Raw genomic sequence first — 11,523 nt, forward strand, 5'->3', positions numbered from 1 at the left:
TCTTACTTCTCCTCGGCTTTCTTTACATTAGAAATATCCATAGGCATTTCTTTCGAAATAAAACCACCCTTAGGATTATTATCACTTGGTTTTATAGCTTTTTTTGCAATCTTGCAACCCTCAACAATCACTTGTGATGTTTTAGGTAAAACACTCAAAACTTTAGCAACCTTGCCCTTATCATCTCCAGCAATAACCTTAACCATATCGCCTTTTTTAATTTTTAATTTCATTACAATACCTCCGGAGCTAACGATACAATCTTCATAAAATTAGCATATCGCACTTCTCTACTCACAGGTCCAAAAATCCTTGTCCCAATAGGCTCTCTCTTTGCATCTAAAATAACAGCTGCGTTATCATCAAATCTTACTAAAGAACCATTTTCACGATGAACTTCTTTTTTTGTTCTAACTATAACAGCTTTAATTACCTGACCTTTTTTTACCTTACCATTTGGAATAGCTTTTTTAACAGAAGCAACAATGACATCACCTACACTCGCATAACGCTTATGACTACCGCCAAGAACCTTGATACACATAATTTCCTTGGCACCGCTGTTATCAGCAACATTTAATCTTGTAAAACTCTGTATCATTTTATACCCCTACTAAAACTATGTCTTTGAGCCTAAAGGCTTTGTTTCGAGAAATAGGTCTACATTCAATTGCAGTAATTACATCTCCCACTTTCGCAGAATTGTTTTCATCATGAATTGTATATTTTTTAAATCTCTTAACAATTTTTCTATATTTTGGATGCACAACTTTTCTTTCAACCAAAATTGTTACACTCTTTTCTCCAGCCTTACTTACTACCTCACCCTGGATAATTCTTTTATGTGCTTGTTTTTCACCCATAGCTTATCCTTTAACTATTTTCTTTTGCAGATATCGCCGTATTGATTCTTGCAATATCTTTTCTCACAACTGCTATCTGACTTGGATTTGTCAATTGCATTGTCTTAAGCTCTAATCTCAATTTAAAGAGCTCTGCCTTTTTTTCTTTTAACATTGACTTCAATTCATTAATATCTTTATCTTTTAATTCAATAAATTTCATTTTCACTCTCGCTTGTTACAATTTTTGTTTTAAAAGGCAACTTGCTTTGTGCCAAAGCCAATGCTTCTCTTGCAGTAGCTTCATCAATACCAATCATTTCATATATAATTCTGCCAGGTTTAATATTCATAACCCACTTTTCTACAGATCCTTTACCTTTACCCATCCTTGTAGCCAAAGGTTTTGCTGTCAATGGCTTATCTGGAAAAACCCTGATCCAAACCTTACCAGCTCTTTTTATATGACGAGTCATTGCAACCCTAGCAGATTCTATTTGCCTAGAATCAATTCTTCCATGCTCAAGTGCCTTAATACCAATATCACCAAAAGCCAATTGGGCACCTCTGAAAGACTTGCCTCTATTTCTGCCTTTCATCTGCTTTCTATATTTTGTTTTCTTAGGCATCAACATAGTTATTGTCTCCCTCTTCTAGTTTTTGTTTTTGGCTCTGCTGTTTCCTCTCTTTTTTCTGGTTGTATTCCTTTTTGAAGTACTTCACCTTTAAAAATCCAAACTTTCACACCAATAATTCCATAAGTAGTCATTGCTTCTGCAAAACCATAATCAATTTTAGCACGCAAGGTATGCAAAGGAACTCTTCCCTCCATATACCATTCCGTTCTTGCCATTTCAGCACCTGCTAATCTTCCAGAAACCTTAATTTTTATACCCTTAGCTCCAGCCTTAATTGCACCTTGCATAACTTTTTTCATTGCTCTTCTAAAAGCAACTCTTTTTTCAAGCTGAATTGCAACATTCTCGGCAGCTAGCTGTGCATTTGCCTGAGGTCTCTTAACTTCTTTAATGTTTATAGCAACTTCCTTCTTGATAACAGATTTTAAAGAATCTTTAACTTTCTCAATATCTGCGCCTTTCTTCCCAATAATCAATCCTGGCCTAGCAGCCACAACAGTTACACGTATTTTCTTTGCAGCACGCTCAATCACAATTTCACTGATTCCAGCATAATAAAGTTCTTTTTTAAGAAATTTTCTAATTTTGTGATCTTCAGCAATATTTGCAGGAGTATTTTGTGTTCCAGGAAACCATCTAGAAGTCCAATTTCTATTGATTCCTAATCTTAAACCTATTGGATTAACTTTTTGTCCCATGCTTACTTATCCTCACCTTTTGTAGTTTTCTTTGTTGCTTTAGTATTACCTTTCACCTTTGTCTCCTCAACAGCTTTTTGCACTTTTTTTTCTAAAGGTTTTGGAGCAATTTCCACAAATACATGAGAAGTTGGTTTTCTTATCGGAGTAGCCCTACCTCTAGCTCTAGGCATAAATCTTCTAAGCACAGGACCAGCATCAACTCGACAAGATTTTATAATCACATTCTGTGCATCAAAACCACCATTAGCTACAGCAGAAGCTATTACCTTTGCAATTACTTTAGCAGCTTTGTTTGGAGTGAATTCCAAGCTTGCAATCGCAAGTTCAGCATTCATACCTTGAACTTCTCTAGCAATCAATCTTGCTTTTGTAGGAGATAATCGAATATATCTTAATAATGCTTTACTCATCAACAACCTCCTTATTTACCTATCTTTTTCTGGACACTACCTTTATGTCCCTTAAAAGTTCTTGTTGGTGCAAACTCTCCCAACTTGTATCCTACATGATTTTCTGTGATATACACAGGAACAAAAACTCTACCATTATGAACATTGAATGTCAATCCAATCATATCAGGCAAAATTGTACTTCTTCTTGACCAAGTTTTAATAGGTTTATTATCCTTAGTTTCCTTTGCCTTAAGTACTTTTTTTACTAAATAATCATCAATGAAAGGACCTTTTTTTACTGATCTTGCCATTTTTTATTCCTTATTTTTTCTTTCTTGAAATAATGAGCTTATCACTAGCTTTTTTCTTTCTTGTCTTATAACCTTTAGCAGGAGTTCCCCAAGGAGAAACAGGATGTCCACTAGAACCAGTTTTACCTTCACCACCACCATGTGGGTGATCTACAGGGTTCATAGCACTACCTCTTGTTTGAGGACGTATACCTCTATGCCTATTTCTTCCTGCTTTACCAATGTTGATATTAATAAAATCTTCATTGCCAACTACACCAATTGTAGCCATACATTCACCTAAAATATATCTCATTTCACCGCTAGGCATTCTAATAATAGTATATTTACCTTCTCTACCCATTATTTGAGCACTAGCTCCAGCACTTCTAGCAAGCTGACCTCCTGCGCCAGGATGCATTTCTATATTATGCACAATTGTTCCAACAGGAATATTTTTTAATTTCATTGCATATCCTGTTTTAATATCCAAGCCAGATTCTGCAGCAATCACAATATCTCCAACCTTTAGGCCACTTGGCTGAATGATATATCTCTTATCTCCATCAGGATAACTTACAAGAGCAATTCTACAATTTCTATACGGATCATATTCAATTGCTGCAACTCTGCCTTCAATATTGTATTTATTACGCTTAAAATCAATAATACGATAAAGCTTTTTAGCACCACCTTCTTTATGTCTGCTTGTTATACGACCATTATTGTTTCTACCCGCTGTTACAGGAAGTTTAACCAACAACTTTCTCACACTAGGTTTTGCAGTAATGTCACTAGAATTAAGACCGGACATAAATCTTCTACTAGGTGTATAAGGTTTATATGTTTTAATTGCCATCTGTCACTCCTTAAACTGCTAGCGAATCTATCTTCGCACCCTCTGGGACTTTTACATAAAATTTCTTAAAAGAACTTCTTTGCCCAATCCTACCTCTAAATCTCTTTACCTTACCTTCTTGCTTCAATGAGTTGATTCTCAAAGGAGTAAAACCAAAATAATCCTTAAAAACTTGTTTTAATTGATTCTTAGTCACCTTACTAGAAGTTTGCACCACTAAAACTCCGCTCTCTTGAAGAGATAAAGATTTTTCAGTATAAAGAATTGATTTTATATCTGTTATATCTGCCATATTATCTCCTTGTTACTTATTTGCCTGAATAATTTCATCAAAAACTGCTTTCTCCATAACAACAGATCTAAAAGCAGCAACCAAATAAGCATTTAATTCATTTGCATCCACAAGATAGCAATCTTTTAAATTTCTAAAAGCCAAAAATGTATTCTCATTACTCATTTGAGCAACAAACAAAACACTTCTTTCATTTAAAGTCTTAAACATACTAAAGGCATCTTTTGTTTTTCCGCTTGCAACCTCTACAGAATCTACAAGATAAAGCTTGCCAGCTTCTGCTTTTTGTTTCAATGCAAACTCTAATGCCAATCTCTTTTGTTTTTTATTAACCTTTAAATTATAGTTTCTATTGTTACTAGGTCCATGAGAAACACCACCTCCAACAAATACAGGAGATGTTATACTACCAGCTCTAGCTCTACCACCACCTTTTTGACTCCAAGGCTTTTTTCCTCCTCCACTGACTTCACCACGATTTTTTGCTTTTGCAGTATTACTACGCAAAGAAGCTAGATAAGATTTAATATAGAGATAAAGATTATGTTCTTTAATCTCATTATAACTTTGTGGCAAATCTATTTCACTACTCTTTTTAAGTTGTTTATCCAATACTATTGCTTTGCTCATTATCATTCACCTTATTTTATAATTTGAATCTTGCCATAAGCTCCAGAAAAACCAGCTACAGAACCTTTTAATACCAAAATATTACTTTCTTTATCAAATGAAACAATCTCATTTTGAGCAGTTACTGTCTCATTTCCATAATGTCCTGCCATCTTTTTACCTGGTTGCACTCTACCTGGCCATTCTCTATTACCAATAGAACCCAATCTTCTATGAAATCTACTACCATGAGCAGCTGGACCACCTTGAAAATTCCATCTTTTCATCGCACCACTAAAACCTCTACCTTTTGTTTTAAAGGTAACCTTTAATCTTTTTGCAGTTTCTAAAGCGCTCATATCCAAATCGCCAGCTTCAGTATTATTTACTTGAAGAGTTGCAAAACGATTGAATTCTTTGCTGAGATTAAATTTTTTCTGCTGACCAGCAATTGCTTTATTCATAACTTTTCCCTTAGAATAAGCAACCAAAGCTTTTTTATTCTCATATACTTCACACACTTTAGCATTTAAAACTCTAAGTAAAGTTACTGCTATACTTTGTGTTTCAATTGTTCTACTCATTCCAATTTTTTCTACCAAAAATTCCATCACCTAATCCTTACTTGCCCATCTGTGTAACTTCAACATCAACTTCTGGAGCTAAATCTAATTTCATTAAACTATCCACCGTATCTGGTGTAGCAGACATAATATCAATAATTCTACTATGCACTCTGATTTCAAATTGTTCTCTAGAATCCTTGTTGATATGTGGAGAACGCAAAACTGTATATCTTCTATTTTTAGTTGGCAAAGGAATAGGTCCCTTAATATCTGAACCTGTTCGCTTTACAGCCTCAACAATAGAAGCAACAGATCTGTCTAACACTCTATGATCATAAGCCTTTAACTTAAGTCTAATTTTTTCCATGAAAATATCCTTATTCAAAAAAGAACTCATCGCAAAACGATGTAATTACCAAATAAAATGGAAGTAAAATTCTACTAAAAAAAGAGTACAAAATCAATTATTTTCCTCTATTTCGGAGCTTTATCTAAAAAATTATTTCCTTTTTATAAGGAAATAATTATAAAATAATCTTTTTAGTATTACTTGCATATAGCATCATATATTAAGCAAAAAAGAGGGTATATAAATGAGAGAAATAAAGCATATTCTTGAAGAAAAAATACAGCATCTACATTTACTACCAAGAAGATTTGGAATCAAAAAAGGGAAAAATATCCTATTTGGTCCTCCAAAAAGTGGCAAAACATCTTTATCTCTCTTTATATCAAAAACCCTTAAAAACACCATATATATTGATTGTATAGATCCAAGAAATGATATAGATAATTTAAAAAATCAAATTCTTAAGTCTTTTTTAGAAAAAAAGATAGATTTACTTATACTAGACAACTACAAACCAATATTTATTTTGCCAAATATTGAAAATATTCTTATTATTCTTAATAGCAAGCAAATTCCCTCAGATGACCTACAACTACAAAATTTTTCTCTCAAGAGTATCATGCCATTGACTTTTGAGGAATACATCGGGTTTTCTAACTCCTCTGAAGATATCAATCAACTTTTTAATCGTTTCATAAAAGATGGCAATTCTCCAGAAATGCTCCATAGTCTAGAATTTCAAAAAATTTCCAAAAAACAAAATAATATGAAATTATTCTTTCAAGAAGATTATGATTTATTTGCTCTACTCTTACAATTCCAATCTCAAAAAATTACGGTTAATCAATTTTACACATACTCCAAAAGATTCTTGAAAGTTTCAAAAGATAAAGTCTATGCCCTATTAACGAGATTACAGAATAATCATTTTATTTTCCTAATACCTTGCGCAGATTCCATAAATAAAACAAAAAAATTATATTTTTATGACTTTTCACTTCCTTATGCACATTCCCCAAATCCCAACTTTCAGGCTATTTTTGAAAATATGGTTTTTTTAGAACTTTATAGCCAATACCAAGAACAAATATTTTATAGTCAAAATGCACATTTTTGCATCAATGAGACTATTTTTTTTGCAATTCCCTTCCCAAATCAACAAAATATTGACACTATTCTAAAAAACAATCCCTATAAAAAGATTATAATCATAGCAATCAACAAGATTCAAAAATCACAATGTCAAGTGATTGATTTTGTAAGTTTTGCCCTAAAGGAGTATGTAGATTGATGATTTGCGGCATTGATGAAGCAGGTCGTGGAAGCCTGTGTGGAAGTCTATTTGTTTGTGGTGTAGCCTGTGATAATCATATGGCAGATTTTTTAAAAGATTCTGGTGTCAAAGATAGCAAAATGCTCTCAAAAAACACAAGAGCTCAGTTGAGTTCTATTATTCAAAATTCTCCCAATATTTTTTTTATTGTAATAGAAAAAAATGCTCAAGAAATCGACACAAAAGGTCTTAGTATATGCCTCAAGGAATCTATACTAGAAATTATTCAAAAACTTCAACACCTTGTTAAGGATTTTTATATTGATGGCAACACTATCTTTAATATTCAGCCAGAAGCATCAATAAATCTCAAAAGTATTATTCAAGGAGATAGTAAAATTCCACAAATATCAGCAGCTTCTATTCTCGCAAAATATGCAAAAGATAAAGAAATGGAAAAACTCAATCAAATATACCCTGCATACAATCTTATCAACAATGCTGGATATGGGACAAAGGAACATTTAGAGAAAATTGCTATATTAGGACAAACTCCTCATCATAGAAAAAGCTTTGTTATAAAATCTCAGCAAAAAAATTTAAAATTATTTTAGACTTTGTAATGTTTTTTTAAAATAAAAATCAATACAATATTCTCCTTAAATATCAATTATAAAATCAAGGAATAAAATGGCTCTAGCTTTAGCTTTAAAATATCGCCCTATTACCTTTCACGACCTTGTTGCTCAAGAGAGCGTTACCAAAACCCTCTCTCTTGCTCTACAAAATAATCGCATAGCACATGCCTATCTTTTTAGTGGTCTTAGAGGTAGCGGTAAAACAACATCTGCTAGAATATTAGCTCGTGCATTACAATGTGAAAAAGCCCCTATAGGAGACCCTTGTAATACTTGCGAAAATTGTCTTCAATCTCTTGAAGGCAGGCACCTTGATATTATTGAAATGGATGCAGCTTCTAGTAGAAAGATAGACGACATCAGAGGATTGATTGAACAAACACGATATGCTCCAAGTTATGGAAAATATAAAATCTTTATTATCGATGAAGTACATATGCTTACAAAAGAAGCTTTTAATGCTTTATTAAAAACATTAGAAGAGCCTCCAAGTTATGTAAAATTTATCCTTGCTACAACAGATCCCCTTAAACTCCCAGCTACAATTTTAAGTAGAACACAGCATTTTAGATTTAGAAAAATACCTCAAAAGCATGTAATACGGCACCTTTGCCAAATATTAGAAAAAGAAAATATTACATACGAAAATGAAGCTATTGAAATCATTGCAAGAAGTGGTAATGGAAGTTTAAGAGATACACTCACTTTAACAGATCAAGCCATCAGTTACTGCAATCAAAACCTTACAAGAAATAAAGTAGCAGAAATGCTAGGAGCAATAGATCCTGCGGTCTTAAATAATTTTTTTCAAGCAATTGCCTCAAACAATCAAGAAGAATTGCAACACATTCTTGAAGTTTTTGAGGAATATGAAGCAGAAATGATTCTAGATGAGATGATGCTTTTTCTAAAAGAATTATTCAAAGGGATCAACGAAAAAAATACACTCCTTGCAATTCCTATGCTAACTCTTGATAGATACCTTCAAATCATAGCTCAAGCAAAGAATCTTTTAAATCTCAATTGTGATGGTGGTTTTGTTTTGCTTCTAACAAGCCTTAAAATGCAAGAAGCTCAAAAATATACTCTTATCAATCAAGAAATCAAACAACTAGAGACCAATTTACAACAAAAAACAATAAATACAGCACCCCTAAATACAAGCAATATTCAAGCATCGCAACAAAGTCAAAACACTTCTCTGTCTTTATTCAATCAACTTATTAAGAAAATTTATGATCGCAATATTACTTTAGGGGAAATTTTTGAAAAAAATATTACTTTTATAAGTTTTGAGAATCAAACTTTAACCTGGGAAAGCAAAGCATCTTCTGAGGCAAAGGATCTACTTAAAGAAAACTATGCCACGATTAAAAATTTTGCGCAAGAAATTTTTGGAATAGAGACTAAAATCCTATCCCAAAATGCTACAAATACCACACCACAAATACAACAAACCTCTTTGCCTCAAGATTTAGAATCAAACAATCATAATAACCAACAACAAACCGATCACAAAACGCTAGATTTTTATACAAGAAACCAAAATACCATCCAGAATATGCAACAATATCTTCCAATCAAAGAAGTAAAAAGAGTTAAAAATGTTTGAGAAAAAATTAAAGGAAAATGAAATAGGAGAAATCTTTAAGATTCTAGATAAAGCCATTGAAAATAACACGCGCATTATCTTATTACAAGGTGATTTAGCAAGTGGCAAAACAACATTAGTACAACAATATATAAAAAGCAAAAATATAAATCTCCAAGCAACATCGCCAACATTCAATCTCGTGCAACAATATGACAATTTCTATCACTACGATCTTTATCACCATAGCTTGGAAAAATTTATCAATCTTGGTTTATTAGAACAGCTAGAAGATCAAAACATTCACTTTATCGAGTGGGGCGAAGATGGTTTAGCCAATATTCTAAAAAATAGTGGGTATAATTACCTCACAATAAAGATTACAAAAGCACAAAACTATAGAATCTATAAGGTTATACAAAATGGATAAACTTGTCGCACAAAATCTCAGCAAACAAATTAAAAAAAATCTTATTGTGCGAGATGTTTCCATAGAGGTAAAAAGTGGAGAAGTTGTAGGCCTACTTGGTCCAAATGGTGCTGGAAAAACAACGACATTTTATATGATATGTGGGCTACTCAAGCCTACTGGTGGCAAAGTACTCCTAAATGACAAAGATTTATCAGATGCCCCATTACATCAAAGATCTAATATGGGTATTGGTTACCTACCTCAAGAATCTAGCATTTTTAAAGATTTGAGCGTTGAGGATAATCTCAATATCTCTGCAGAAACAACTTTTAAAAACAAAAAAGAAGCTCAAGATCGTATCGAAGAAATGCTTCAAGCATTTAACATAGAGCCCATCAGACATCGCAAAGGCGTAAGCCTAAGTGGGGGAGAGAGACGTAGAGTAGAAATTGCTAGAGCTCTTGTAAAAAATCCAAAATTTATTTTATTAGATGAGCCGTTTGCTGGTGTCGATCCTATAGCTGTTATTGATATTCAAAAAATTATTCAAAAATTAGTAACTTTAAATATAGGTGTTTTAATTACTGATCATAATGTTAGAGAAACATTATCAGTATGCCATCGAGCCTATGTAATTAAAAGCGGAACTTTACTAGCTAGTGGTTTAAGTGATGAAATCTATGAAAATCCATTGGTGCGTAAATATTATTTAGGTGAAAACTTTAAGGTATAAAATGGCAGCACCAAAAATACGCCAAAATATACAAGTTAAGGGAAAATTATCCAATACACTAAAAAATTGGCTTCCTATTTTACAAAGCAATATTTTAGAGATTGAAGAAACCATCAATGACTTTGCAATAGAAAATCCTTATATTTCTATTCAAAGCTCTATTACTCAAGATTTTAGTTCCAAACTCAAAAAACCCCATCCAAATTCCCCGGTAAAAAATGCCATAAGTGATAAAATAGAATCCCTGAGTATTCAAGAAAAAGGCTTATATCAAATTTTAGAAGAACAGATCACTCCACCTCTATTCCCAACAGAAATTTCTCAAAAAATTGCACTAGATATTATTGATAATATAAATCAAGAAGGTTATTTTGATGCAGACACAAAAGAACGAGCATCTCATCTTGACATTGATGCTGAACAATACGAACGCATTAGACAAAGATTTTGTTTTTTAGAACCAAAAGGCATAGGTTCTAAAGATATTAAAGAATGTTTATTATTCCATCTACAAGATGCTGAAAATATTAGTGATGATCTCTATGATCTATCCTCACAAATTATCAACCATCTTGACAATCATACTCAATATAAAAAACACCCCCTTTATTATCAAGCATTAGATCTTATAAAAACATTCCAAACGCCTCCTGCAATATCTTATATGGAAGCAGATTCTTGCATTATTCCAGACATTCTTGTGATAGAAGAAGATGGAGAAATATCTGTAATGCTAAACGATGATTATTATCCTCAAATTACTATTGATATACTTAAAGTCAAACAAAATGACCAATACCTAAAAACAAAGCTTAAAGAAGCAAAAGATTTAATAGATGCACTTGATATGAGAAAACAAACACTCAGAAAAATTGGTCTTATGATTGTGGAATATCAATATGACTTTTTTATGGGAAAAGATATTAAACCAATGAAACTTAAAGATTTAGCAGAAGAGTTTGGACATGCACCAAGCACCATATCAAGAGCCATATCAAATAAATATTTAGAATGCAATAGAGGAATATTCCCTATTAAAAACTTTTTTACCACTGCAATTGATGGAGATACAAGCAATGCGTCAATCAAAGATTTCATTAACGATTTGATTAAAAATGAAAATAAACTCAAACCTCTTAGTGATTTAAAAATTCTAGATCTAATTGAGGAAAAATTCTCTCTAAAAATAGTAAGAAGAACCATCACAAAATACCGTAAACAGCTCAATATCCCAAGCTCCAGCGAACGTAAAAAGAACTATGCCATTAGTGCGCAATAAATAAGCTCAAACATCACTCTAATAACTTAATTACTTAGATAATGAAAATAACACTATAA

Annotated in this window: 19 protein-coding genes; 6 read left to right on the top strand and 13 right to left on the bottom strand. The window is 32.5% G+C overall.

What is annotated here, in order from left to right; translation table 11 throughout:
* Positions 1 to 2: 2 nt before the first annotated feature.
* The 13 genes from rplX to rpsJ are packed head-to-tail and all read right to left on the bottom strand — an operon-like array spanning position 3 to position 5,556.
* Entirely contained in the window at positions 3 to 233 is a 231-nt protein-coding gene (gene rplX, locus CQA57_RS05560) for a 50S ribosomal protein L24 (protein WP_115579242.1), read from the bottom strand.
* Complete coding sequence (gene rplN, locus CQA57_RS05565) at positions 233 to 601, bottom strand: 50S ribosomal protein L14 (protein WP_115579243.1); 369 nt, start codon at positions 599 to 601, stop codon at positions 233 to 235. Before rplN ends, rplX begins: the two co-directional genes overlap by 1 nt.
* A gap of 1 nt (position 602) precedes the next feature.
* Positions 603 to 863 carry a 30S ribosomal protein S17 gene (gene rpsQ / locus CQA57_RS05570; protein WP_115579244.1) on the bottom strand — a complete coding sequence of 87 codons (261 nt, stop codon included), beginning with the start codon at positions 861 to 863 and terminating at the stop codon, positions 603 to 605.
* 10 nt (positions 864 to 873) lie between these two features.
* Positions 874 to 1,065 carry a 50S ribosomal protein L29 gene (gene rpmC / locus CQA57_RS05575; protein WP_211305557.1) on the bottom strand — a complete coding sequence of 64 codons (192 nt, stop codon included), beginning with the start codon at positions 1,063 to 1,065 and terminating at the stop codon, positions 874 to 876.
* Complete coding sequence (rplP, locus tag CQA57_RS05580; protein ID WP_115579246.1) at positions 1,052 to 1,477, bottom strand: 50S ribosomal protein L16; 426 nt, start codon at positions 1,475 to 1,477, stop codon at positions 1,052 to 1,054. Before rplP ends, rpmC begins: the two co-directional genes overlap by 14 nt.
* 2 nt (positions 1,478 to 1,479) lie before the next feature.
* Entirely contained in the window at positions 1,480 to 2,178 is a 699-nt protein-coding gene (rpsC, locus tag CQA57_RS05585; protein ID WP_115579247.1) for a 30S ribosomal protein S3, read from the bottom strand.
* 2 nt (positions 2,179 to 2,180) lie between these two features.
* Positions 2,181 to 2,591 (bottom strand): 50S ribosomal protein L22, encoded by a 411-nt coding sequence (gene rplV / locus CQA57_RS05590; protein ID WP_115579248.1) that lies wholly within the window; start codon positions 2,589 to 2,591, stop codon positions 2,181 to 2,183.
* Between the two features lie 11 nt (positions 2,592 to 2,602).
* Positions 2,603 to 2,884 carry a 30S ribosomal protein S19 gene (gene rpsS, locus CQA57_RS05595; protein ID WP_115579249.1) on the bottom strand — a complete coding sequence of 94 codons (282 nt, stop codon included), beginning with the start codon at positions 2,882 to 2,884 and terminating at the stop codon, positions 2,603 to 2,605.
* Positions 2,885 to 2,894: 10 nt separating this feature from the next.
* The gene (gene rplB, locus CQA57_RS05600) at positions 2,895 to 3,722 is read right to left on the bottom strand and encodes a 50S ribosomal protein L2 (RefSeq protein WP_115579250.1); all 828 of its coding nucleotides are present in this window, start codon (positions 3,720 to 3,722) and stop codon (positions 2,895 to 2,897) included.
* 10 nt (positions 3,723 to 3,732) lie between these two features.
* A complete protein-coding gene (locus CQA57_RS05605) occupies positions 3,733 to 4,014 on the bottom strand; it encodes a 50S ribosomal protein L23 (RefSeq protein ID WP_115579251.1) in 282 nt (93 codons plus the stop codon).
* Between the two features lie 12 nt (positions 4,015 to 4,026).
* Positions 4,027 to 4,644, bottom strand: coding sequence for a 50S ribosomal protein L4 (rplD, locus tag CQA57_RS05610; RefSeq protein WP_115579252.1), 618 nt, complete (start codon positions 4,642 to 4,644; stop codon positions 4,027 to 4,029).
* 11 nt (positions 4,645 to 4,655) lie between these two features.
* A complete protein-coding gene (gene rplC / locus CQA57_RS05615; RefSeq protein WP_115579253.1) occupies positions 4,656 to 5,234 on the bottom strand; it encodes a 50S ribosomal protein L3 in 579 nt (192 codons plus the stop codon).
* 10 nt (positions 5,235 to 5,244) lie between these two features.
* Positions 5,245 to 5,556 carry a 30S ribosomal protein S10 gene (gene rpsJ, locus CQA57_RS05620; RefSeq protein ID WP_104697919.1) on the bottom strand — a complete coding sequence of 104 codons (312 nt, stop codon included), beginning with the start codon at positions 5,554 to 5,556 and terminating at the stop codon, positions 5,245 to 5,247.
* A 226-nt stretch (positions 5,557 to 5,782) separates the two neighbouring features.
* On the opposite strand from rpsJ, the gene CQA57_RS05625 reads away from it, so the two are divergent.
* The 6 genes from CQA57_RS05625 to CQA57_RS05650 all read left to right on the top strand — a co-directional run bounded on the left by CQA57_RS05625 (position 5,783) and on the right by CQA57_RS05650 (position 11,464).
* Complete coding sequence (locus tag CQA57_RS05625; protein WP_115579254.1) at positions 5,783 to 6,829, top strand: ATP-binding protein; 1,047 nt, start codon at positions 5,783 to 5,785, stop codon at positions 6,827 to 6,829.
* Positions 6,829 to 7,425 (top strand): ribonuclease HII, encoded by a 597-nt coding sequence (locus CQA57_RS05630; RefSeq protein ID WP_115579255.1) that lies wholly within the window; start codon positions 6,829 to 6,831, stop codon positions 7,423 to 7,425. Before CQA57_RS05625 ends, CQA57_RS05630 begins: the two co-directional genes overlap by 1 nt.
* 76 nt (positions 7,426 to 7,501) lie before the next feature.
* Positions 7,502 to 9,061: a DNA polymerase III subunit gamma/tau gene (locus tag CQA57_RS05635; RefSeq protein WP_115579256.1), complete on the top strand. Its 1,560-nt coding sequence runs from the start codon at positions 7,502 to 7,504 to the stop codon at positions 9,059 to 9,061.
* Positions 9,054 to 9,470 carry a tRNA (adenosine(37)-N6)-threonylcarbamoyltransferase complex ATPase subunit type 1 TsaE gene (gene tsaE, locus CQA57_RS05640; RefSeq protein ID WP_115579257.1) on the top strand — a complete coding sequence of 139 codons (417 nt, stop codon included), beginning with the start codon at positions 9,054 to 9,056 and terminating at the stop codon, positions 9,468 to 9,470. Before CQA57_RS05635 ends, tsaE begins: the two co-directional genes overlap by 8 nt.
* Positions 9,463 to 10,185 carry an LPS export ABC transporter ATP-binding protein gene (gene lptB / locus CQA57_RS05645; RefSeq protein ID WP_115579258.1) on the top strand — a complete coding sequence of 241 codons (723 nt, stop codon included), beginning with the start codon at positions 9,463 to 9,465 and terminating at the stop codon, positions 10,183 to 10,185. The genes tsaE and lptB overlap by 8 nt, the downstream gene beginning before the upstream one ends.
* A gap of 1 nt (position 10,186) precedes the next feature.
* Positions 10,187 to 11,464, top strand: a complete 1,278-nt coding sequence (locus tag CQA57_RS05650) for an RNA polymerase factor sigma-54 (protein ID WP_115579259.1) — start codon at positions 10,187 to 10,189, stop codon at positions 11,462 to 11,464.
* Positions 11,465 to 11,523 lie beyond the last annotated feature (59 nt).

It is taken from the genome of Helicobacter anseris (genome assembly GCF_003364335.1).
Taxonomy (GTDB): domain Bacteria; phylum Campylobacterota; class Campylobacteria; order Campylobacterales; family Helicobacteraceae; genus Helicobacter_H; species Helicobacter_H anseris.

Bases quoted from the DNA above. Each gene is read 5' to 3' on its own strand.
- rplX (WP_115579242.1), bottom strand. From the start codon at position 233: ATGAAATTAAAAATTAAAAAAGGCGATATGGTTAAGGTTATTGCTGGA.
- rplN (WP_115579243.1), bottom strand. From the start codon at position 601: ATGATACAGAGTTTTACAAGATTAAATGTTGCTGATAACAGCGGTGCC.
- rpsQ (WP_115579244.1), bottom strand. From the start codon at position 863: ATGGGTGAAAAACAAGCACATAAAAGAATTATCCAGGGTGAGGTAGTA.
- rpmC (WP_211305557.1), bottom strand. From the start codon at position 1,065: ATGAAATTTATTGAATTAAAAGATAAAGATATTAATGAATTGAAGTCA.
- rplP (WP_115579246.1), bottom strand. From the start codon at position 1,477: ATGTTGATGCCTAAGAAAACAAAATATAGAAAGCAGATGAAAGGCAGA.
- rpsC (WP_115579247.1), bottom strand. From the start codon at position 2,178: ATGGGACAAAAAGTTAATCCAATAGGTTTAAGATTAGGAATCAATAGA.
- rplV (WP_115579248.1), bottom strand. From the start codon at position 2,591: ATGAGTAAAGCATTATTAAGATATATTCGATTATCTCCTACAAAAGCA.
- rpsS (WP_115579249.1), bottom strand. From the start codon at position 2,884: ATGGCAAGATCAGTAAAAAAAGGTCCTTTCATTGATGATTATTTAGTA.
- rplB (WP_115579250.1), bottom strand. From the start codon at position 3,722: ATGGCAATTAAAACATATAAACCTTATACACCTAGTAGAAGATTTATG.
- CQA57_RS05605 (WP_115579251.1), bottom strand. From the start codon at position 4,014: ATGGCAGATATAACAGATATAAAATCAATTCTTTATACTGAAAAATCT.
- rplD (WP_115579252.1), bottom strand. From the start codon at position 4,644: ATGAGCAAAGCAATAGTATTGGATAAACAACTTAAAAAGAGTAGTGAA.
- rplC (WP_115579253.1), bottom strand. From the start codon at position 5,234: ATGGAATTTTTGGTAGAAAAAATTGGAATGAGTAGAACAATTGAAACA.
- rpsJ (WP_104697919.1), bottom strand. From the start codon at position 5,556: ATGGAAAAAATTAGACTTAAGTTAAAGGCTTATGATCATAGAGTGTTA.
- CQA57_RS05625 (WP_115579254.1), top strand. From the start codon at position 5,783: ATGAGAGAAATAAAGCATATTCTTGAAGAAAAAATACAGCATCTACAT.
- CQA57_RS05630 (WP_115579255.1), top strand. From the start codon at position 6,829: ATGATTTGCGGCATTGATGAAGCAGGTCGTGGAAGCCTGTGTGGAAGT.
- CQA57_RS05635 (WP_115579256.1), top strand. From the start codon at position 7,502: ATGGCTCTAGCTTTAGCTTTAAAATATCGCCCTATTACCTTTCACGAC.
- tsaE (WP_115579257.1), top strand. From the start codon at position 9,054: ATGTTTGAGAAAAAATTAAAGGAAAATGAAATAGGAGAAATCTTTAAG.
- lptB (WP_115579258.1), top strand. From the start codon at position 9,463: ATGGATAAACTTGTCGCACAAAATCTCAGCAAACAAATTAAAAAAAAT.
- CQA57_RS05650 (WP_115579259.1), top strand. From the start codon at position 10,187: ATGGCAGCACCAAAAATACGCCAAAATATACAAGTTAAGGGAAAATTA.